Origin of the sequence: Gilliamella sp. W8123 (assembly GCF_016101085.1) — a bacterium.
GTDB lineage: Bacteria > Pseudomonadota > Gammaproteobacteria > Enterobacterales > Orbaceae > Gilliamella > Gilliamella apis.
Window position 1 is genome coordinate 246370 of the sequence record NZ_JACFRE010000003.1, and the last position, 22854, is coordinate 269223.

The following is a 22854-nucleotide window of genomic DNA, read 5'->3' on the forward strand; positions in this document are numbered from 1 at the left end:
TGTGTTCCTACACTACCATAATTGAATTTTGAGTATTTTACTTGATTATTGTAAATAAACAAATGCGTTAAAATGAATTGATAATTTTCACTTTCTTAATTATAAAACATTAAGAATTTTATTGTTCGTCATTTTATGCTAAAACTTTATCTAAAAAACTTAGTAATAGTTGACGTAATCGGAGTTTTATTGAAATTTCATAGTGGTACTGTTAATTGAGTACCACTATATATCAATTTATTATAGGTCGTTATTCATGTCGAGCTTTGCGAGCTAAATAATTCCCTATGCTTTGTACAGTTTGTATTGCGATAACTAGAATCGCGACACAAATATAGATAACTGTATCATCAAAGCGTTGATAACCCTGTGAATAGGCTACATCACCAATACCGCCTGCGCCAATAGCACCGGCCATCGCTGTAGCACCAATTAAACCAATAGTGGCGGTAGTGAACGTTAAAATCAAAGAGCTAAATGCTTCGGGTAGCATAAAATGCCAAATAATTTGTATTGGTGTTGCGCCCATAGATTCGGCTGCTTCAATAATACCACTCTTCACTTCTAATAATGAGTTTTCAACTAATCTAGCGATATATGGAGCAACATAAAATGTTAAAGGCACAATTGCTGCTGTCGTACCGATAGAGGTGCGAACTATAAAGTAAGTAAATGAATGAAGTGAAAAAAGTAAAATAATAAAAGGTAATGATCGAACAAAATTGATAATTGGATTGATAATTTGATAAACCCGTTTATTTTCAAGTAAGCCTGAAGGTCGAGTGGTAACTAAACAAATTGCTAATGGAATACCAATTAATGCGCCTAATATTAAAGAGAAAGCAACCATATATAGAGTGTCTAACGAAGCTTGTGCGTATTGTTCAATCGTTACTCGGCTTAAAAAATTAGTATTCAAATAATTGATAAAATCATTTACTACTTCCATTAGTTGTTCTCCCAATGTTGGATTTCTGTAACGTTGACTCCATGTTCACGAAGAAACTGTACCGATTGTTCGATATTACTATCACTGCCTTTTAGTTGAACAAACATGCTGCCCAATACAGTTTTTTCAATTTCTGACATATGAGCAAATAAAATATTGACGATGACTTTTTGTTGTAATATTAGTGAATTCATAACAGGCTCTGAGGCTGAGCGACCCAGAAATTCGAGTTTAAACAATTTAATATTACTTTTATTTCCTTCTATCTCTAGGAGATTTTCAACCACTCCTGCCGGAATTTGATCATTAATTACTGAGCTAACAAAATTTTGTGTGGTTTTATGTTTTGGATGACCAAACACATCAAGCACATTGCCATGTTCGATGATTTTACCTTTTTCCATCACCGCGACTTTATGACAAACCTGCTCTATAACATGCATTTCATGGGTAATTAACACCACTGTAATTTTATATTGATCATTAATTTTTTTGATTAATTCCAAAATCGATTGCGTGGTTTGCGGATCGAGTGCTGATGTAGCTTCATCACAAAGTAAAATATCGGGATCATTGGCCAAAGCCCGGGCAATGCCAATACGTTGTTTTTGGCCTCCTGATAGCTCTTTAGGGTAGCTATGAGCTTTATCACTTAAGCCAACAAACTCAAGCAGTTCATAGACTTTCTGTTTAATCGCTTGTTTGTCTTTTTTGATTAATACTAAAGGAATAGCAATGTTTTCATATACCGTTTTCGATTCAAGTAGATTGAAATGCTGAAAAATCATGCCAATTTTACGACGTACTTGCCGTAGTTGTGGATTTGATAATTGATTTAATGATTGGTTTTGAATAATAACATCGCCTTGTGTCGGTTTTTCCAGAAAATTTATAAGACGTACTAGTGTACTTTTTCCTGCACCACTATAGCCAATAATGCCATAAATATCGCCTTTTTGGATGGTTAAATTAATGTTTTGTAATGCTTGAGTCGTAATTCCATTGCGTTCATATTGTTTCGATACATTTTCAAATTTTATCATTATGTTATACCTATCAATGTTGGGCTAATTCAATTAATCCTAGTTGCGCAAGATTTGCGAGATAATTAGCTGCTGGCATTATCATATTACGATTAACTAAAAATTTAGGATGGTGTAGTGCATAGGGGCTTTGCGAGCCAAGATTGATAAATGCACCGGGAACATGATGTAAGTAGTGAGCAAAATCTTCACCGCCGAGTTGTGGTTGAAAGTCTACCACCTCATAACCTTCCTGTTTAGCAATGTTTTGGCAAAAATTGACCCATTTAGCCACATTTATGATTGATGGTGGTCCATCAAACCATCTCAACTCGGCTTCAGCACCCATACTAAGAGCAATATTTTCGACAATACTGGTTAGTTGTTGCTTGACCTTTAGCCTTATATCGGGGGTAAGTGTCCTTACGGTACCTTCCATTTCAACTATTTCAGGGATCACATTCCAAGTGTTTCCACCTAAGAATTTGGTAATGCTAACCACTACTGGGTCGAGTCCACTTATGGTACGACTGGAAATTGTTTGTATCGCATTAACAATCTGTGCACCAATGACAATTGGATCAATACCTGATTCAGGTCTTGCAGCGTGTGCTCCAATTCCCTTTACCGTAATTTCAATACGATCTACATTAGCCGAAAATGGGCCTGCTCGTGAAGCCATTTGGTTAATGGTTAAGTTAGGATTATTATGCATACCAAAAATGGCATCAACCCCATTGAGTGCACCAATTTCGATAAAATGTAACGCGCCACTAAAATTTTCTTCGGCGGGTTGAAAAAGTAACCGAATTGTTCCTTTTAGTTGCTGTTCATTGGCTTTTAATAAATAAGCAGCCCCCATTAACACAGATGTATGCAGGTCATGACCACAAGCATGCATAACGCCTTGTTTGGTTGAACGGTATTGACAGTCAGATTGTTCATCTATGGGTAGGGCGTCAATATCTGCTCGTAAAGCAACAACTGGGCTTCCTGAGCCAATTTCGGCGATAACCCCAGTTTTTGCCCCCAGTTCTAAAATACGAATATTAGCTTGTTCTAGGCAAGTTCTTAACTTTTTTGTTGTTTCAAATTCTTGATTGGAAAGTTCTGGATTTTTGTGTAAATCAAGAAAAAGTTGCTCAATAATAGGGGCAATCGTGTCAGTCATGGCATATCCAATAGCTATCAATTTTTGATACATTTACGGTAGCACAGCTGATTTTTTTGCTCTAATAATCGTTTTTTATAACTTATTCCAAAAAGTTATAAGATAGAAGTACATGGAATAAATGAATTGTTATTTCTATGTTAGAGTGTTTGTTAAATTTACATTTCACTGAGGATAGTTCAAATGAAAATAAGTTTTATCAAACAAAAATTTGTTAACAATGTTGCACTATTGGCATTATTTAGTTCTATTTTTTTAATTAGCGCATGTGATAACTCATCATCTAAGGTTGATAATCAAACTAAAAAAGAGATCAGTATGGGGGTATCACCAGGACCGTATAATGATCTATTCAAAGATGCTGTTAAACCAATACTTGAAGCTGAAGGTTATAAAGTTAAATTAGTTAATTTTCCGCATTTATTAGAATCTGATGTAGCATTAAGTGAAGGAAGTATAGATTTAACTGTCGCTCAGCATACCGCTTATATGGACGTTTTTAATAGTCAACGTAAAGCTAACTTAAAACCGGTAGTGCATGTACCTTCAGTGCCTGCGGCAATATTTTCGAATAAATATACTTCAATCAAAAATGTCTTTTCTGGTGCTAAAATTGGTATTCCTCAAGATGCCTCAAATGCGGCTCGCTCATATAATTTATTGGAAAAAGCCGGTTGGATTAAGTTAAAACCAAATACTAATCCAATCATTGTTAGCAAAAATGATATTGCCGAAAATATTGCTGGTGTGGATATTGTTGAAATGGATTCTGCCAATATTCCTAGAGTCTTAAATGAGTTAGACTTTGCCGTAATTCCGGGAAGTATCGTTTATTCTGCCAATATAGATTCGAAAAAAGCGCTGTTATCAGAAACAATTATCCCTGATTTAGAAATCATGGTGGTGGTTAATGGTGGTAATGAAAATAGCCAGTGGGCAAAAGATATAAAACGCATTTATCAGTCGCAGCAATTTAAAGATTATATGAAAGAACATAATCAAAATGGTTATTGGGTCATGCCTCAAGAATAATAAATTTGCCCGTTTAAATACGGGCTATTTAATATTTAGGCATACTGGTATCAATGCGTTGTGCCCATGCGTCAATGCCACCAGTTAAATTATATAGAAAATCACTATCAAAACCATTTTCGACCAGATAGTTAGCCACATTGAGGCTTCTTACACCATGATGGCAATAAATCACAATATCTACCCCGTCAGGAATTTTATCTAAATAAAGCGGTATTAAATTCATTGGAATATGATTGGCGCCGTCAAGCATACAAATGGCGACTTCATTAGCTTCTCGGACATCAAGTAAATAGAGTGGTGCTTTACTCTCAATTTTTTGTTTTAGTTGTAATGGGCTAATTTCTTTTATCATTGTCATTTTTCAAACTCATTTTAATTTCGGCAAAAATTTTGAGGAACGGGGTTTTGGGTAGCAAATTTGCTGTTGTTTAATTAAAAATCCCACCTTAACTGAATCTTATTGACCAATAGCAAGATGGGATTTTGCTCCTTTTAATGTTGTTAATTTATTATGCAGCTAACGCTTTAGTGATTTTTTCATATAGATCTTTAGATAAGTTATCTAGTTTTAATAAGCTTTCTAAAGCAGCTGTCATTTTTTTCTGACGATTTTCATCATAACGTTTTAATCGAATAAGTGGATCAATAAGTCTTGATGCCACTTGTGGGTTTTTCTGGTTTAGTTCCATTAATATTTCAACTAAGAAATGGTAACCACTGCCATCTTCAGCATGAAAAGCAACAGGATTATTGTTAACAAAAGCACCAATTAGACTTCTTATTCGATTTGGATTATTGAGTGAAAAAGAGCGATGATTAAGCAGTTTTTTCACTGTTGATAATACATTTTGCTCTGGACTTGTCGCATTTAAAGCCAACCACTTATCCATCACTAAACCATCTTGATACCATTTATTGTCGAAATCAGAGAGTAATGTATGTCGACATGTTAATTGCGCTTTTACTGCTGTGGTAAGCGCCGCTAATAAATCTGTCATGTTATTGGCTTGTTGATATTGTTGTTCGACTAAAGTATTCGCTAGCGATTTATCATTAGCGTAAGCTAATAATGATAAACAGCAGTTTTTTAGCATGCGTTTGCCAATATCTGCATGTTCAATCTGATATTGTGCAGTTTGATTATGATGATAAACCGCGGTTAGTTCATCATAGAGTTCATTAGCAAAGACACCTAATAAGAATTGGCGAACTTGATAAATCGCTATCGGATCAACGATATCAAATAGATTTGCCAATTCATTTTCCGAAGGTAAAGTCAGTATTTGTGCGATAAGTGCCGGTTCAGCAGTATCTGATAGTAATATTCCTCTAAAAGCATCTAATACTGACTCAGGAATCGTCATTGATAAATTCTGATGATAATTATTTACATTCATATGCACATATTTTGCTAATAACATTTGCGCTGCATCGTAACGACTAAAAGCATTGCTGGCATGTTGCATTAAGAATATAAGATCGTGATCTTGATAATCATAATTGAGTTTTACCGGCGCTGAAAAATCTCTTAATAGTGAAACAATTGGTTTTTCTGAAACATGATCAAAAACAAATTCTTGTCTGGATTGGGTTACATTTAGTACGTGATGAATAGGTTTATTTTGATATTGCAATGCGATCACATCGCCATTTTGTTGATAAAGTTCGATATCCAATGGAATATGTAGCGCTTGTTTTTGACTTTGATCTTGCGTTGCCGGCGTATGTTGCTCAACAGTTAAGGTATATTGTTGATTTTGTGGATTGTAACTGTCCGTTACTGTTAACACTGGTGTGCCTGATTGACTGTACCATAATTTAAACTGAGTTAAATCAATACCTGATGCATCTTGCATAGCTGCAACAAAATCATCACAAGTTGCTGCACTACCATCATGGCGTTGGAAATAAAGTTTCATACCAGCCTGGAAGTTATCTTCACCTAATAATGTATGCATCATACGAATCACTTCTGCACCTTTTTCGTATACGGTAACGGTATAAAAGTTATTCATTTCAATTACTTGTTCCGGACGAATAGGGTGAGACATTGGGCTTGCATCTTCAGCAAATTGTACGGTGCGCAGTAGTTTGACATCGGCAATACGTTTAACTGCTCTAAGTCCTTGGTCAGAAGTAAATTCTTGATCTCTAAATACCGTTAATCCTTCTTTTAAACTAAGTTGGAACCAATCGCGACAAGTGACTCGATTACCGGTCCAATTATGAAAATATTCGTGACCAATTACTGATTCAATACCGATATAATCATCATCAGTGGCAGTTTGTGGTTTAGCAAGGACATATTTAGAATTGAAAATGTTAAGGCCTTTATTTTCCATTGCTCCCATGTTGAAAAAATCAACTGCTACAATCATAAAGATATCTAAATCATATTCTAAATCAAAACGGCTTTCGTCCCAGCGCATAGCATTTTTTAAGCTGGTCATTGCCCATTGTGAACGATCTAAATTGCCTTTATCGACATAAATTTCTAAATCAATTTTTCGATTAGTACGGGTGATAAAGTGATCCTTTAAAATATCAAAATCACCAGCTACTAATGCGAATAAATAGGCCGGTTTAGGAAATGGATCTTGCCATTGCACCCAGTGTCTACCGTCGGAAAGTTCTCCTTGTGCAATGCGATTACCATTAGATAATAAGTAAGGATATTGTTGTTTATTAGCAGTAATTCTAGTTGAAAATCGAGCTAGAACATCCGGTCTATCGAGGTAGTAAGTAATGTGGCGGAAACCTTCTGCTTCACATTGAGTGCATAATGCATCACCAGAAACATATAATCCTTCAAGTGCTGTATTATCGATAGGCTTAATTTGATTAACGATAGTTAAGGTAAATTCGGAAGGGACATTATTAATCGTTAATCCCGTTGTTGTGATTTGATAATCAGACCAAGGTTGTTCATCAATATTTACCGAAACTAATTTAAGTTCTTCGCCATCTAATACTAAATCGTTAGCTTGAGAATTTTTTTTGATAATATGACTACGGGCGATAACTGTAGTTGTTTCTGCCGCTAAATCGAAATCAAGATCGATGTCAGTAATAGTAAAGTCTGGTGTTTTATAGTCATGACGATATTTAGCAGTCGGTTGTATATCAGTTGTCGTTGTACTCATGTTTATATACCTTTGTAAGTGGTGTGCTAATTATGTATTCAAATTAATCAAAACGGGGTTAATACCCATTAGTGTCTATGATTATTCTTTTAAAATAGAATGAATTATATTTGTTTATCATTTTGGAATGAATTTCGATTAATTTTACCAAAATGTCTATATGAACTATTATAGCCTATTAAAAATAATCTTATTAGATAATTAATTTATATCTTAATTATTATTCTGCTATAATTATCGGAATTTTCTTTAAAGAACTGATAATAGATAGACATGTTACCCGCAATAATTACATCAATATTAGATACTGATGCTTATAAGTTGCATATGCAGCAGGCCGTTTTTCATCATTATCCTGAAGCGACAGTCGTTGCACAGTTTCGCTGTCGTAGTGATGATCTACTTGGTCAATATGCCGATCAAATCGCCCATCAAGTTAAATTAATGGAGTCTTTAACACTTACCGATGATGAGTTTGCCTATTTATCTGGTATTACCTTTTTTAAATCTGATTATTTAAACTGGTTAAAAAACTGGCGTTTTAATAGTCAGTTATTAACCATTAAAAACGAAGATGGTTTGCTGGCGATTCAAATTGAAGGCAAATGGGTTGATGTTATTTTGTGGGAAGTGCCATTGCTAGCGGTTATTAGCGAAATTGTTCATAAAGATCGTTCGCCAAATATTGGTGTTGAACAAGCATTAGCAAGGCTTAAATATAAATTAGCTAGATTTGATGATCAAACTAATGATCTTGATATGTCAGGTTTTAATTTGCTGGATTTTGGCACACGACGACGCTACTCTTTTGCAGTACAAGAAGCGGTAGTGAGTTATTTACAAAATCATTTTGCCAATTTTCATAGTACTAGTAATTATTTATTGGCATATCGTTTAGGGTTAACCCCAGTTGGTACTCAAGCCCATGAATGGTTCCAAGCCCATCAACGTTTAAGCCCTAACTTGCATGATTGCCAAAAAACGGCATTACAAGTTTGGTTAGATGAATATCCGGATGATTTGGGCGTTGCGTTAACAGATTGTATCACTATGGATGCTTTTTTACGTGATTTTGACTATTATTTCGCATCTCATTATCAAGGACTACGCCATGATTCGGGCGATCCGATTGAATGGGGTGAAAAAGCGATTAGCCATTATCAGCAATTAGGAATTGCTCCTAAAACAAAATTACTGGTGTTCTCTGATAGTCTAAACTTTGATAAAGCGCTGAAAATTTATCGACACTTTAATCATCGGGTGAAATTATCCTTTGGTATCGGTGGTTTTCTTGCTTGTGATATTCCATCTACAGAAGTAAATACCAAATCGTTAAACATTGTATTAAAACTAACGGAGTGCAATAATCAAGCTGTAGCTAAATTATCTGATAGTCCTGGTAAAACAATTTCACAAGATTTGGCTTTTATTGACGAATTAAAAAGAACATTTAAAGTCAATCATTAATAATCATATTGATGATTAATATTAATAATTAAACAAAGTGATATAGTCTTATAAATAATCTGTACTATCAATTTTTGATAATACTTAAATGAATATTAAAACTCAGCTTATATATTACTTTTAAGATTACTTACTATATAAATAATAAATAGAGATGGATAATTAAAATGAATTCTGTTGCTCCTATTGTTGACGTGCTACAAGGTAAAATTGCTGTTGGTAGCACCATTTCAGTTCAAGGTTGGGTAAGAACTCGCCGTGATTCTAAAGCCGGTATCTCATTTTTGGCTGTGTATGATGGTTCTTGTTTTGATCCAATTCAAGCGGTAATTGAAAAAGACTTACCAAATTATGAACAAGATATTTTGCGTTTAACTGCGGGCTGTTCAGTAAAAGTGACTGGTAAAGTTGTTGAATCTCCAGGTCAAGGACAAAAATATGAACTACAAGCAACGCAAGTTGAAGTTTATGGTTTTGTTGATGATCCTGAAACTTATCCAATGGCCGCTAAACGTCACTCAATAGAATATCTTCGCGAAGTTGCTCATTTACGCGCAAGAACCAATATTGTTGGTGCGATTACTCGTGTACGACATACCTTAGCACAAGCTATTCACCAGTTTTTTGATGAACGAGGTTTTTTCTGGCTTTCAACACCAATTATTACTGCCTCTGATACTGAAGGTGCCGGTGAAATGTTCCGGGTTTCAACACTGGATATGTTAAATCTACCTAAAACAGATAATGGTAAGGTTGATTTTGATAAAGACTTTTTTGGTAAAGAAGCTTTTTTAACTGTTTCTGGGCAACTTAATGCAGAAACTTATGCATGTGCACTTTCAAAAGTCTATACCTTTGGTCCTACTTTTAGAGCTGAAAACTCAAATACTACACGCCATTTAGCTGAATTTTGGATGATGGAGCCAGAAGTGGCGTTTGCTGATCTTAACGATAATGCCAAACTTGCTGAAGATATGTTGAAATATGTCTTTAAAACAGTACTTGAAAAACGAGCTGATGATATGCAGTTTTTCGCACAGTATATTGATAAAGATGCTATTAATCGTCTTGAAAGCTTTATTAATGCTGATTTTGCCCAAGTGGACTACACTGATGCTATTACTATTTTACAAAACTGTGATGCTAAATTTGAAAATCCAGTAAGTTGGGGTATTGATTTGGCATCTGAACATGAACGTTATTTAGCTGAACAACATTTTAAAGCGCCAGTTGTTGTTAAAAATTATCCTAAAGATATTAAAGCGTTTTATATGCGTATGAATGATGATGGTAAAACTGTTGCGGCAATGGATGTATTAGCCCCAGGGATTGGTGAAATCATAGGTGGTTCACAACGTGAAGAACGTTTGGATATGTTAGATAAACGTATGGATGAATTAGGCCTTAAAAAAGAGGATTATTGGTGGTACCGTGATTTACGTCGTTATGGTACTGTACCTCACTCAGGTTTTGGACTAGGTTTTGAACGTCTTATTGTTTATGTCACTGGCGTCCAAAATGTTCGTGATGTGATCCCATTCCCAAGAACTCCACGTAATGCAAATTTCTAAAATTTGTACAAATTATCAACTGACTTTTGGTCAGTTGATAGCAAATATTGAATTAACAAAACTTTACAAATGATTAAAAAATAATCAAACAGACGCTATTTTAAGCTTAGACATCACGTTTAACGAAAAGTTCACTTGATTTTAATAAATTTTTATACATAATTTACACTACTGTAAAAAGTAAGATGAAAATAATAGTTAAAAACGTTAGTTATAAACATTATTTTTGGATGAATAATCATTGTAAAAATTGACACAACTTAAAGACGTGTCTTTTTATAGAAATAACCATGAGGGTAAGAAATGAAACGTAATCTATTAGCAATCGCTATCCCTGCTCTTTTAGTAGCAGCTGGTGCAAATGCTTCTATCGAAGTATGGAACAAAGACGGTAATAAAGTTGACTTTTATGGTCGAGTAAAAGCAGCTAACCACATTACTGACCGTGGTCAAGCAGATGAAGGTGATGATACTTCAGCTCGTTTAGGTATGTCTGGTCAAACTCAAATCACTGACGGCATTACTGGTTATGGCCGTTGGGAATATGAAGCTAAAGCTGGTAAAAATTCAAGTAACGAAGTTCGTTACGCATTTGCTGGTTTAAACTTTGGTGATGCAGGTTCATTCGACTATGGTCGTAACGACGGTGTGTTAAAAGCTATTACTGCTTATACTGACGTATTACCAGAATTTGGTGGTGAAGCAGCAAACAACGATTGGAACGTACTTTCAGCTCGTACTAAAGCTGTTGCTACTTACCGTAACAACAACTTCTTCGGTTTAACTGATGATTTAAGTTTTGCATTACAATATGCTGATAATGGTGATAACTCTCTATATGACGATGATAAATATGGTTTTGGTTTCACTGATAGCATTAAATATGACGATGTATCTCGTGAAGCATATGGTGCAAATGTTCAATGGCGTATTTTTGATACAGGTTTAACTGCTGGTGCAGGTTATGCTCAAACTTCAACTAGTCATAATCGTCAAAGTACTTGGGCAGCTGGTATTAAATATGATAACTACAATTTATATTTAGGTGCTAACTATTTCCAAAGTAAAATTAAAAACCTAGTGAGATATTCATTAGTAAATCAAAATCATCAAACATTATATGAAACATATGTTGATGGTAAAGTTAGAGGTTTTGAATTAGTGGCTCAATATGGTATTGATTTACCAGTTGGTCGCTTAACGCCATCTTTAGCTTATGTTCAACATAAATTTAAATATGATTCAGCAAATTACGTATATGACAACACTCGTTATATTCATCATGGAGTAAATTCTCCTTTAGCTAAATATGTATCTTTAGGTGCGACTTATGATCTTAACAAAAACTTCAGTGCAATTGTTGAATATAAATTCAACTTGTTAGATCGTAAAGATGTAGGTGCAGCATTAAATACTGAGACTCAACGTGATCGTCACTTAAATAAACCAGGTACTAAAGATGTGTTAGGTGTTGGTTTAATTTACCAATTCTAATCGCTTGATATCTTAAATATCAATAAAAGGCACTTAGGTGCCTTTTTTTTCATCTATTGAACGTCATATTATCTAAAAAAACATTTTATGCTTAAAAAAATATTATTTTAAGTCATAAAATAGTCTCAATTCGCAGAATAATATCTTATAAACGTTATTAATCCATAGTGTTTGCAATAAAAATCTAGTATTTAACAATAATAATAGATATCCCAGTAATAATTTAGTTGCTAATTAACAGCAGCTATTTATTAAATCAAGAACAAAATATTTTGTATCTTTAATAATAAAATACCTAAGAGGGTAACTAAATGAAACGTAATCTATTAGCAATCGCTATTCCTGCTCTATTAGTTGCAGGTACAGCAAGCGCTTCAATTGAAGTATGGAACAAAGATGGTAATAAAGTTGATTTTTATGGTCGAGTTTATGCCTTAAACTATATTACTGATCGTGATAACCAAACTGGCGAAGGTGACAAAACCACTGCTCGTTTAGGGATGTCAGGACAAACACAAATCACAGATGGCTTAAGTGGTTATGGTCGCTGGGAATATGAAGCTAAAACAGGATCTGATGCTGATAACGAAACTCGTTATGCTTATGCAGGTCTAAACTTTGGTGATTTTGGTTCATTTGATTATGGCCGTAACGATGGGGTATTAAAAACCTTAACTTCATATACTGACGTTTTACCAGAGTTTGGTGGTGATGCATCAAATAATGATATCTATGCATTAACAGCAAGAACCAAAGCAGTGGCTACTTATCGTAACTCAGACTTCTTTGGTTTAGTTAACGGTCTACGTTTTGCAGTTCAATATGCAGATAATGGGGACAATAGTTCAACTCAATATCTAAATCATCACGAACGTACTGCTCATGACAGCGCTGAAGCTTGGGGTTCGGTAATTGATTGGGATGTATTAGATACAGGTTTATCAATCGGTGCCGGTTATGCACAAACAGGTGGTCATAAAGATGCTAAAGCATGGTCAGCAGGTGTTAAATATGACAACGACAATCTTTATTTAGCAGCACTTTATATTCAAGGTAAACAAAAAGCCGGTTGGGACAATGCTTCAACAACCCGTAAGGCTGATGATTTAAAAACCAAAGGTTTTGAATTAGTTGCGCAATACGGTATTGATTTTGATATTGGTCGTTTAACACCATCTGTTGCTTATATTCAACACAAAGTTAAAGATGCATCTAGTTTAACTAATGATAGCGGTCTTAAAGGTAATGATTTAGCTAAATATGTTGATGTAGGTTTAACTTATGACTTCAATAAAAACTTATCAGCAATTGTTGATTACAAAATCAACTTGTTAGATAAAAATGATATTGGTGCACGTCGTAGTTTATATGAAGATGGTACATTTACTAAATCTCAAATCAAAGCAACCGCTAAAGATACTGTAGCATTAGGATTAATTTATCAATTCTAATTAACTTTATCTTAAGATTAAATAAAAGGCACTTAGGTGCCTTTTTTGTTGTGATCTTTTCATTAAATACCGCTTGCGCTTTAATAGATAGTCTGATAAAAATAAAAAAATAATAATCAATTAGGACTATTTTAATGCAGTATATTACTCGAAAATTACCTGCAAAAAAAAATATTGCTTTGGTGGCACATGACCACTTAAAAGAAGCATTATTGAATTGGTGCAAAAAAAATCGCGAAGAGCTCTCTCATCATAATTTATGTGGAACAGGTACGACAGGCACATTAATAAAAAAAGAGACCGGTTTAGATATTACACCAATGCTCAGTGGGCCTATGGGGGGCGATCAGCAAATCGGTGCTTTAATTGCTGAAGGTAAAATTGATATTCTGATATTTTTCTGGGATCCACTAAATGCCGTACCTCATGATCCAGATGTAAAAGCGTTGTTACGCTTATCAACAGTTTGGAATATTCCTGTTGCCACTAATCAAGCCACCGCGAACGCTTTAATACAATCCTCAATATTTACTCAAGAAGTGGAAATTGAAATTCCTGATTATCAAGGTTATTTAAACGAAAGAGTAAAATAGATGCCAATTCCTTCACAAGTTCGCAAAAAAGGTCGATACATATTATTGTTAGATAATTTGTTTATTGTGTTGGGATTTTATGTAGTATTTCCATTGGTCTCTACTCATTTTGTTAGTCAAGTTGGTTGGAGTGCATTATTTGTTGGTTTTGCTTTAGGTTTTCGTCAATTTGTTCAGCAAGGATTTGGTTTGATTGGTGGGGCAATCGCTGATCGCTTTGGCGCTAAACCAATGATAATTACCGGTATGTTTTTGCGGTCAATTGGATTTATCTCAATGGCATTAGCAACAGAACATTGGTTATTATTAATATCTTGTTTACTTTCGGCATTGGGCGGTTTGCTATTTGATCCTCCTAGAATGGGATTAACTATCAAATTTACTCGCCCTCATGAACGAGGCAAGTTTATTTCGCTACTAATGATACAAGATAATGCCGGTGCCGTTATCGGCGCACTGATTGGTGGTATCTTAATAGATTATGATTTCCAATTAGTTTGTTGGTGTGGCGCTTTTATCTTCTTCTTATGTGGTATTTTTAATCTGATTTATTTACCGGCCTATCATATTGCAATTGGTAAAGCACCGATTATTAACGGCATGAAGATGGTTCTCAAAGATAGAAAATTTACTCATTATGTACTTACTTTAACTGGTTATTATGTGCTGTGGGTGCAAATTATGTTGATGTTACCTTTAACCATTACCAACGTATCGGGTAGCCCTAGTTATGTAAAATGGATGTATGCTATCCAAGCGACAATATCACTATGTTTGCTTTATCCTCTTGCTCGAATAAGTGAAAAATATTTCAGATTGGATCAACGTCTTAAATTTGGATTATTGTTGATGTCGTTTGCTTTTATTATTATTGGCTTTACATCACAATTATCTATTTTACTCTCTCTTATAGCATTGTTTTATTTTGGGGCTATTATTGCTGAACCAGCTAGAGAAACATTAGCAACTGTTTTAACAAACCCTAAAGCTAAAGGTAGCTATATGGGGTTTAGTCGGTTGGGATTGGCATTAGGTGGTTTTATTGGTTATACTGGTGCTGGCTGGCTTTATGATCTGGCCCTCCAAATCGGTTTACCGCATTTACCATGGATAATCTTAACGTTAGTCGGTCTATTAACTTTAGGATATTTAGAATATTTATTCAAAAATGAGCCACCTATGACTAAGGTTAAGATGAGGAAGATTGGCTAATTTCGCCATTTTTAAATAAAATTGCTTCACCACTAGCTAACTTAGTCCATACTTCGTTCGAAGTTAATGGCATAGTTGAGATTATTGTTACTACATCATTTGGTGTCGTATGTTTTTGAAAATCTATCTCAACATCTTCGTCAATCAACTTGGCTTTTCCAAATGGTGCTTTTCGGGTGATCCAGTGTAGATTAGTTGAACAATAGGCAAACACATACTCACCATCAGAAAGTAGCATATTGAAAATACCTAATTGAGTTAGTTTAATTGCACACTCTCTAATATATTCAAAAAGCTCAATATTATTGGATGGTTGCTGTGGGTATTTTTTATGTAATTCATTTATTAAATAACAAAAGGCATATTCACTATCAGTTAATCCAACTGGTTGAAATATTCCTGTATCTAATTTTTCATAATCAGTTAATTGCCCATTATGTGCAAAAGTCCAATTTTTACCCCATAGTTCTCGGGTAAAAGGATGAGTGTTTTCTAGTGCAACACCACCGCGATTAGCTTGGCGGATATGAGCAACAACAGCAGTTGATTTTATTGGGTATTGTTGAACCAATTTAGCAATGGGTGAAAAACTACATGGCTGAGGATCTTTAAACGTTCGACATCCTTTACCTTCATAGAAAGTTATACCCCAGCCATCTTTGTGAGGACCTTTATCGCCCCCACGTTTGATTAAGCTAGTAAAACTAAAACAAATATCGGTCGGTACATTGGCACTCATACCCAATAATTCGCACATATTAAGCCATCTCTTTTTCAATAAGTAGAATTAAAATATGAATTACTTTGATATGGATTTCTTGTACACGATCTGCATAGCCAAAATGTGGTACACGAATATCAACATCAGCTAATCCATTCATTTTCCCGCCATCTTTACCTGTCAGTGTGATAATTTTCATACCTTTTTGTTTAGCAGCTTCAATTGCTTTAAGTACATTAGCTGAATTTCCTGAAGTTGAAATGCCTAATAATACATCACCTTTTTGTCCTACGCCTTCAACGTAACGAGAAAATATGTAATCGAAACCATAATCATTGCCCACGCATGAGATGTGACTAACATCAGATATAGCAATTGCTGGATATGAAGGGCGGTTATCACGAAAACGTCCAGTTAGTTCTTCAGCAAAATGCATTGCATCACAATGTGATCCGCCATTACCGCATGAAAGTACTTTTCCACCTTGTTTAAATGAGTCTGCAATTAAAATAGCTGCTTGTTGGATTTTTTTTAGATTGTCATCGTTTGCAACGAAGTTGCCCAACACGTCAATTGCCTGATTTAATTCATCACGAATGGTGTTAATGTACATTAATAATACCTCTTTAAATAAAAAGCTTTTCCATAACCATTGTAATTCGTTAATAACAGCTTGCAAGCAATAACAATAAATTTTTTATAATAGGTAAAATATTTCAATTGATTATAAGTACATAATAGAATAGTTATCAAATAAATAATTATTAATAAATGCAAAAATGACCTTTAATAAATTAACTATTTTCATACTATAAATAGTTAATAACTATTTTCATTAAAGCTTGTCTTAAATAGATTAAATCCTCTTTTTGCTAATAGGATAAGCCTTTAATTTGTGGTATAATCGCCTAATGATTTTTATCTCTGAAAGAGATTATAAAATTGCATCCAGAATCAATCGGTAAGGAATGAATATGCAAACAATTAAAGGTAAAGTTGCTGCGCCTGAAGCCAAAGTAGCGATTATTGTGGCACGTTTTAACCAATTTATTAATGAAAGTTTAGTTAATGGTGCCATAGATGCACTTACTCGTATCGGTGAAGTAGACGATAACAATATTACCGTTATTTGGGTGCCAGGCGCTTATGAAATTCCTTTAGCAGCAAAAGTTGCTGCACAGTCAAAAAAATATGATGCAATTGTTGCATTGGGCACGGTTATCCGTGGTAGTACTGCTCATTTTGATTTTGTTGCTGGCGAATCAAGTTCAGGGTTATTGAATGCTAGTTTAGATTTTACGATACCAGTTGGTTTTGGTATTTTAACTACTGAAAGTATCGAACAAGCCATTGAACGAGCAGGAACTAAAGCGGGCAATAAAGGTGCAGAAGCGGCACTAACCGCACTTGAAATGTTAAATGTGATTAAAACAATTAAGGAGTAATTTAGTGGCGTTAGTTAATCCTCGTCGTCGAGCAAGAGAGTGTGCAGTTCAAGCTATTTACTCTTGGCAAATTTCTAGAAATGATCTTGCTGATGTTGAGAGCAGCTTCATGGCTGAACAAGATATGAAAGGTGTCGACACCAAATATTTTAGAGAATTACTGCATGGTGTTGCCAAAAATACCGCAGAATTAGATGAGAAAATGACTCCTTATTTAACAGAAAGAACTGTTGATGAACTAGGTCAAGTTGAATTAGCCGTATTAAGAATTGCGCTATATGAGTTAATGAAGCGACATGATGTTCCTTATAAAGTTGTTATAAATGAAGCTATTGATCTTACTAAAACCTTTGGTGCAGAAGATAGTCATAAATTTGTTAATGGTGTATTAGATAAAGTTGCACCAACCATTCGTACACGATAACTGCCTTTAATTGGGAATAATATGAACGATACTAGTGAAAAAAGTAAACCCACTATTTTTTATGCTAAAAACAGCGAAGCAAGAGTGAAAACCCGATCAGCCAAAGAACGAGGCGGTGATTATAAAAATAAACGTAATAATGATGGTTTTCACACTGATTCAAAAGCAAAACATGACCGGATCGAAACCTTTAAACCAAAAAAATTTAATAAAACCGTAAAACCCGCTAAAGAACAATTTGATTTAACGGATGAATATGATTCCCCATGGCAGAAAAAAGTTCGAGATAATGAACAAGTACCAACATTCGGTTATGATGGCTATCGTCAAAAAAAGGAAGAGACATTAGTTTACAGCGAAAATAGTTGTAAAGCGGTATTTAAGCATCGACGTTTGGCTATTGTTAAATTATTTATTACTCAAGAAATGACTTATCAATTTAAAGAATTAATTAATTGGTTAGTCAAACAACGTCTTGGTTATGATGTTGTCTCAACAGAGCAAATTACTAAAATCACACAAACTCCACATCATGGTGGTGTTTGTTTAATTGTTAAAAAACGTATACCGCTCACTTTGCTTGATTATTTAGATGAATATGATGATCAAGCTCAAGATTGCATTATTGCTGTTGATGATGTGAATAATCCGCATAACTTAGGTGGGTTAATGCGTAGTGCAGCTTTTTTTGGTGTTAATGGCGTAATTTTACGGCAAACTAACTTACTCGATAGTGGTGCCGCAATGCGTGTTGCTGAAGGTGGTATTGAAGCTGTTGAATCTATTAAAAGTGATGATTTTATAGCATCTATTGATTTGTTAAAACAACATGGCTATCAAGTTATTGCATTATTACCATGTCAATTAAAATCGATTTCATCCACTGAGTTATCACAATTCAAATTTACCAAGAAAGTTGCCTTAGTTATATTTCAACAAATTAATAACAAATTAATTAACTGTGCTGATAGTATTATCCATTTGCAAGGCAATGATAATATGTCGGCTTTAAATATTTCTGTAGCAACAGGGATTGTGTTATCTGCTATAAAATATCAATCTTAATTGGTATGATTCTAACAATTGATGAATTTAATTGATGAAGTTAACACTTTTGTAATTTTATTATATTAAATAGCATCAATTGGTTAGAAAATGGTTGTTTTTTCTGTACATTAGTATCCAGTTTTGAAATTGATTGGTAATGATTATGTCATCTAAACATCGAGTTGGTTTAATTTTTGGTAAGTTTTATCCGTTACATAGTGGTCATATTTATCTTATTGAAAAAGCATTGACACAAGTAGATGAACTGCATGTCATGTTGGGTTGTGAGGCAATACGTGATAAACAACTGTTTGAAAAAAGTCGCCTGCCTAGACAGCCTCAAGTAAGTGATCGTTTCTCATGGTTGAAAGAAACCTTTAAAGATAGACATAATATTCACATTCATATTTCTGATGAAGCGGGTATTAACTATTATCCCAACGGTTGGCAAGATTGGAGTGACAGTATAAAACGTATTTTATTGGAACATAAAATCGAACCTACTGTTGTATTTACTAGCGAATCACAAGATGTCAAACATCATGAACGCTATTTTGGTTGCCCTGTTGTTATTGTTGATGCTGATCGTGATTTTGTTAATATTAGTGCGACACAAATTCGAGAAAATCCTTATCAAAACTGGTCTTATATTGCTAAGGCAGCGAAACCTTTTTTTGTTAAAAAAGTAGCGATTATAGGGCATGATAAATTTAATGAATTGCCGGTACAATTAGCTAATATTTATAACACACAATATGTTTCAAATGGTTATATTAACTACATTCAACGAGAAATATCTACAACAGAAAATAAACGTTATTTGAGTGAAAATGATTATCTTAGAATAGCTATGTTGCATGTAGAACGTATGTCCAAAGCTGTTGAAGATGCTAATAAATTACTCTTTACCTCAATTGATTTTGATACGTTGGTTAAATACTATAATCAAATTTTTGCTAAATCTAATGAAGTATTGAATGGGTTAAAAAATAGTTATCAGTTTGATTTAGTCATTCACGAACATGATTTGCCAGCGAACTCCACACCATTACAACATTTCGAAATCGTTTCTCAAATGGTTGAATCGTTATTAATTTAGTCCATCACATTTAGGTTAGCTTATGCTAAAATAAGCTAACTATTTATGATAGGTGAATTTTTATGTCTCAATCATCTTCACAGCAAAATGATGAAAATCAAGATAAAATTGATTTTGGTTACACTCAAGTTTTAAAGCAAGATAAAGTAAAACGGGTAGCAGAAGTTTTTCATTCTGTTGCTGATAAATATGATGTTATGAATGATCTTATGTCATTTGGTATTCATCGTATCTGGAAAAAAATCACTATTGAGTATAGTAGTGTTCGTAAAGGTCAAAAAGTTTTGGATCTTGCCGGTGGTACTGGTGATTTAACGGCTAAATTCTCGCAAATTGTCGGTGATGATGGCTTAGTTGTATTAGCTGATATCAATGAATCTATGCTAAAAGTAGGTAGAGATAAGCTTCGCGACAAAGGTCTATTTAATAATATTGAATATGTACAAGCCAATGCAGAAGAACTCCCATTTGCTGATAACTATTTCGATTGTATTACTATCTCATTTGGTTTACGCAATGTCACCGATAAGCAAAAAGCATTGCAATCTATGTGGAGAGTGTTAAAACCTGGTGGGCGTTTATTAATACTTGAGTTTTCTAAACCACAATACCAGATTTTAAATAAAGCCTATGACCTATACTCATTCACTATGTTACCGTTGATGGGCAAAATTGTTGCTAATGATGCTGATAGTTACCGGTATTTAGCTGAATCCATCAGAATGCACCCAGATCAAAAAACGTTGAAAAAAATGATGGAGGATGCTGGATTTGTCGATGTGAAATATCACAATATGACAGGTGGCATTGTAGCTTTACATACTGGTTTTAAATTTTAATGTGATAAAAAAAGAATGACATTTCTTCGAATTTATAAAATATTAACGGTATTTCGAGCTTATCGATTAGATGAACTATTACCAAAACATCGAACCTCAACATGGTTTAAGTTGTTGTTGATTAGTCTATTTTGGGTTAGATCCAAAGCAAAACAACAAGATGTTGGTGAAAGATTGCGTCTAGCCTTACAAGAGTTAGGTCCGGTTTGGATAAAATTTGGACAAATGGTTTCAACAAGGCGAGATGTTTTACCAAAACATCTCGCTGATGCATTAGCCAAACTGCAAGATCAAGTAGCTCCTTTTGATGGACTAATTGCCAGACAAATTATTGAATCAGCTCTAGGCTGTTCTATAGATCATTATTTTATTGATTTTGATGAAAAACCATTAGCTTCAGCTTCCATTGCTCAGGTGCATACTGCAATTTTAAAAAGCAGCCAAGCCCAAGTTGTGATTAAAGTTTTACGTCCGAATATTTTACCTATAATCAAATCTGATATTCGCTTGATGTATTGGGCTGCTAATCAATTTACTAAACGGATTAAATTTGGTGAAAAGTTACGTGCGGTTGAAATTGTTAGTGATTATGAAAATACACTTTTGAAAGAACTGGATTTACAAAAAGAAGCTTATAATACCGCCCGTTTACGAGATAATTTCATTAATAGTGATATTTTATATATTCCTTATGTTTATCAAGATCTTTGTCGAACAAATATTTTAGTAGAAGAACGGATTTATGGTACGCCAATAGCTAATATTGATGAACTTAAACAAAATAATGTCAACATGAAATTGCTTGCCGAACGTGGTGTTCAAGCTTTCTTTACGCAGGTGTTTCGGGATAATTTTTTTCATGCCGATATGCATCCAGGAAATATCTTTGTTGATATTTCTGAACCACAAAATCCTCGTTATATTGGTATAGACTGTGCAATTGTTGGTGTATTAACTGAAGATGATCAGCGTTATTTAGCTGAAAATTTTCTTGCCTTTTTTAATCAAGATTATCGACGGATTGCACAAATTTATATTGCTTCTGGTTGGGTGCCAGAAACAACGGATGCAACGGCATTAGAAATGGCTATGCGTAGTGTGTGTGAACCTGCATTTGCCAAACCATTAGGTGAAATTTCGTTTTCACAAATTTTATTAGCTTTATTTCAAGTTGCTCGTCAATTTGAAATGGATATTCAGCCGCAATTAACATTACTTGAAAAAACCTTATTTTATATAGAAGGATTAGGACGTCAGCTATACCCAGAACTCGACTTATGGCAAACTGCTAAGCCATTTCTGGAAAAATGGTATGAAGATAAGTACAGTGCTAAAACGTTATTCAAGCAAGTATGGACTTCGTTACCCGAATGGAAAAATATCCTAGTTGATCTGCCAGTAAGATTAGGCGATCAGGCTCGTATGACTAAACAGATGCATAACCAATTAAAACAGATTAATCAAGAATTACAACGAAGCAAAAAACGCTATCGTTGGTCGTTGGCCATTCTTAGTCTGGTTTGTGTTTTATCTATTGTGATGCTGGTTATACATTGAGATAGTTATTTTTGGGAATATCATCATTTTACGTGTATAATTTGATTACTTGACGCTATTGGAGATAGTTATCATATGCCTAGTTTGCCCAAACTACTGATATTTGTTGCTGTTATCGTACTATTATTCGGAACAAAAAAATTGCGTTCATTGGGCTCTGATCTTGGGGCTTCAATTAAAGGTTTTAAAAAAGCCATGAATGACGATGATGACAGTAAAGAGACAGATGATTCACAAAAAGTTGAACATCTTGACTCATCTGCTAATAACCACGCCGATAAAGAGTAATCCGTGTTCGATATTAGCTTTGGTCAGCTACTATTAGTATTAATTATTGGACTGGTTGTATTAGGACCGGAACGTTTGCCTATTGCGATTAAAACTGTTGCCGGATGGATTAAAGTACTCCGTCGCATGTCAGCAACTGTCCAGTTAGAATTAAATAAAGAACTCAAACTGCAAGAATTACAAGATAGCTTAAAAAAAGCCGAACAAAGTGGTTTGAACACTCTTACCCCAGAACTGCAAGCATCAATTGATGAATTAAAACGGGTAACTGAATCACTGCAAAACGAGATTAATTCAGTCAGTCCAATTGATACAACAATTCCTTC

Annotated in this window: 21 protein-coding genes and 1 pseudogene; 15 read left to right on the forward strand and 7 right to left on the reverse strand. The window is 34.3% G+C overall.

Translation table 11 applies throughout. The features are described 5' to 3' along the window. Positions 1–250: 250 nt before the first annotated feature. The 3 genes from H3T56_RS05525 to H3T56_RS05535 all read right to left on the reverse strand — a co-directional run bounded on the left by H3T56_RS05525 (position 251) and on the right by H3T56_RS05535 (position 3142). Entirely contained in the window at positions 251–850 is a 600-nt protein-coding gene (locus tag H3T56_RS05525) for a methionine ABC transporter permease (protein ID WP_065577664.1), read from the reverse strand. 98 nt (positions 851–948) lie between these two features. Then, on the reverse strand, positions 949–1992 hold the full coding sequence (locus H3T56_RS05530; RefSeq protein WP_065651455.1) for a methionine ABC transporter ATP-binding protein: 1044 nt from the start codon (positions 1990–1992) through the stop codon (positions 949–951). A 13-nt stretch (positions 1993–2005) separates the two neighbouring features. Next, positions 2006–3142, reverse strand: a complete 1137-nt coding sequence (locus H3T56_RS05535; protein ID WP_110453716.1) for an amidohydrolase — start codon at positions 3140–3142, stop codon at positions 2006–2008. A 183-nt stretch (positions 3143–3325) separates the two neighbouring features. On the opposite strand from H3T56_RS05535, the gene H3T56_RS05540 reads away from it, so the two are divergent. Continuing rightward, positions 3326–4174, forward strand: a complete 849-nt coding sequence (locus H3T56_RS05540; RefSeq protein ID WP_086360275.1) for a MetQ/NlpA family ABC transporter substrate-binding protein — start codon at positions 3326–3328, stop codon at positions 4172–4174. Between the two features lie 28 nt (positions 4175–4202). On the opposite strand, the gene H3T56_RS05545 is transcribed toward H3T56_RS05540, so the two are convergent. Both H3T56_RS05545 and pepN read right to left on the reverse strand, forming a co-directional pair. Next, positions 4203–4535: a rhodanese-like domain-containing protein gene (locus H3T56_RS05545; RefSeq protein WP_086360276.1), complete on the reverse strand. Its 333-nt coding sequence runs from the start codon at positions 4533–4535 to the stop codon at positions 4203–4205. 151 nt (positions 4536–4686) lie between these two features. Further along, complete coding sequence (pepN, locus tag H3T56_RS05550; RefSeq protein WP_198192223.1) at positions 4687–7320, reverse strand: aminopeptidase N; 2634 nt, start codon at positions 7318–7320, stop codon at positions 4687–4689. A 273-nt stretch (positions 7321–7593) separates the two neighbouring features. Here pepN and pncB point away from each other — a divergent pair, with 273 nt between their 5' ends. The 6 genes from pncB to mdtH all read left to right on the forward strand — a co-directional run bounded on the left by pncB (position 7594) and on the right by mdtH (position 15108). Beyond that, the gene (gene pncB / locus H3T56_RS05555) at positions 7594–8787 is read left to right on the forward strand and encodes a nicotinate phosphoribosyltransferase (RefSeq protein WP_198192224.1); all 1194 of its coding nucleotides are present in this window, start codon (positions 7594–7596) and stop codon (positions 8785–8787) included. A gap of 167 nt (positions 8788–8954) precedes the next feature. Then, positions 8955–10358, forward strand: a complete 1404-nt coding sequence (gene asnS, locus H3T56_RS05560; protein WP_198192225.1) for an asparagine--tRNA ligase — start codon at positions 8955–8957, stop codon at positions 10356–10358. Positions 10359–10661: 303 nt separating this feature from the next. Then, positions 10662–11852 carry a porin gene (locus tag H3T56_RS05565; RefSeq protein ID WP_034901278.1) on the forward strand — a complete coding sequence of 397 codons (1191 nt, stop codon included), beginning with the start codon at positions 10662–10664 and terminating at the stop codon, positions 11850–11852. 311 nt (positions 11853–12163) lie between these two features. After that, entirely contained in the window at positions 12164–13303 is a 1140-nt protein-coding gene (locus tag H3T56_RS05570; RefSeq protein ID WP_034901280.1) for a porin, read from the forward strand. 134 nt (positions 13304–13437) lie between these two features. Then, the gene (locus tag H3T56_RS05575) at positions 13438–13896 is read left to right on the forward strand and encodes a methylglyoxal synthase (RefSeq protein ID WP_034901282.1); all 459 of its coding nucleotides are present in this window, start codon (positions 13438–13440) and stop codon (positions 13894–13896) included. Beyond that, entirely contained in the window at positions 13897–15108 is a 1212-nt protein-coding gene (gene mdtH / locus H3T56_RS05580) for a multidrug efflux MFS transporter MdtH (protein WP_198192226.1), read from the forward strand. Here the strand turns inward: mdtH and H3T56_RS05585 are convergent. Continuing rightward, positions 15086–15865, reverse strand: coding sequence for a class II glutamine amidotransferase (locus tag H3T56_RS05585; RefSeq protein ID WP_198192227.1), 780 nt, complete (start codon positions 15863–15865; stop codon positions 15086–15088). The genes mdtH and H3T56_RS05585 overlap by 23 nt on opposite strands. Before the next feature lies 1 nt (position 15866). Then, positions 15867–16442, reverse strand: coding sequence for a D-sedoheptulose 7-phosphate isomerase (lpcA, locus tag H3T56_RS05590; protein WP_198192228.1), 576 nt, complete (start codon positions 16440–16442; stop codon positions 15867–15869). A 361-nt stretch (positions 16443–16803) separates the two neighbouring features. Between lpcA and ribE the strand changes: the two genes are divergently transcribed. The 8 genes and pseudogenes from ribE to tatB all read left to right on the forward strand — a co-directional run. Continuing rightward, a complete protein-coding gene (ribE, locus tag H3T56_RS05595) occupies positions 16804–17274 on the forward strand; it encodes a 6,7-dimethyl-8-ribityllumazine synthase (RefSeq protein ID WP_086320482.1) in 471 nt (156 codons plus the stop codon). Between the two features lie 4 nt (positions 17275–17278). Next, a complete protein-coding gene (gene nusB, locus H3T56_RS05600) occupies positions 17279–17698 on the forward strand; it encodes a transcription antitermination factor NusB (protein ID WP_065613984.1) in 420 nt (139 codons plus the stop codon). A gap of 21 nt (positions 17699–17719) precedes the next feature. Beyond that, positions 17720–18763 (forward strand): TrmH family RNA methyltransferase, encoded by a 1044-nt coding sequence (locus H3T56_RS05605; RefSeq protein WP_144189013.1) that lies wholly within the window; start codon positions 17720–17722, stop codon positions 18761–18763. Positions 18764–18908: 145 nt separating this feature from the next. Continuing rightward, positions 18909–19844, forward strand: a complete 936-nt coding sequence (gene nadR / locus H3T56_RS05610) for a multifunctional transcriptional regulator/nicotinamide-nucleotide adenylyltransferase/ribosylnicotinamide kinase NadR (RefSeq protein ID WP_198192229.1) — start codon at positions 18909–18911, stop codon at positions 19842–19844. A gap of 62 nt (positions 19845–19906) precedes the next feature. Next, positions 19907–20683 (forward strand): bifunctional demethylmenaquinone methyltransferase/2-methoxy-6-polyprenyl-1,4-benzoquinol methylase UbiE, encoded by a 777-nt coding sequence (gene ubiE, locus H3T56_RS05615; RefSeq protein WP_034901293.1) that lies wholly within the window; start codon positions 19907–19909, stop codon positions 20681–20683. Positions 20684–20698: 15 nt separating this feature from the next. Next, positions 20699–22240 carry a ubiquinone biosynthesis regulatory protein kinase UbiB gene (gene ubiB, locus H3T56_RS05620; protein WP_086356712.1) on the forward strand — a complete coding sequence of 514 codons (1542 nt, stop codon included), beginning with the start codon at positions 20699–20701 and terminating at the stop codon, positions 22238–22240. A 75-nt stretch (positions 22241–22315) separates the two neighbouring features. Then, positions 22316–22528 carry a twin-arginine translocase TatA/TatE family subunit gene (gene tatA, locus H3T56_RS05625; RefSeq protein WP_034901295.1) on the forward strand — a complete coding sequence of 71 codons (213 nt, stop codon included), beginning with the start codon at positions 22316–22318 and terminating at the stop codon, positions 22526–22528. A gap of 3 nt (positions 22529–22531) precedes the next feature. After that, positions 22532–22810 (forward strand): annotated as a pseudogene (tatB, locus tag H3T56_RS05630) (Sec-independent protein translocase protein TatB); the annotation flags it as partial. Between the last annotated feature and the right edge of the window lie 44 nt (positions 22811–22854).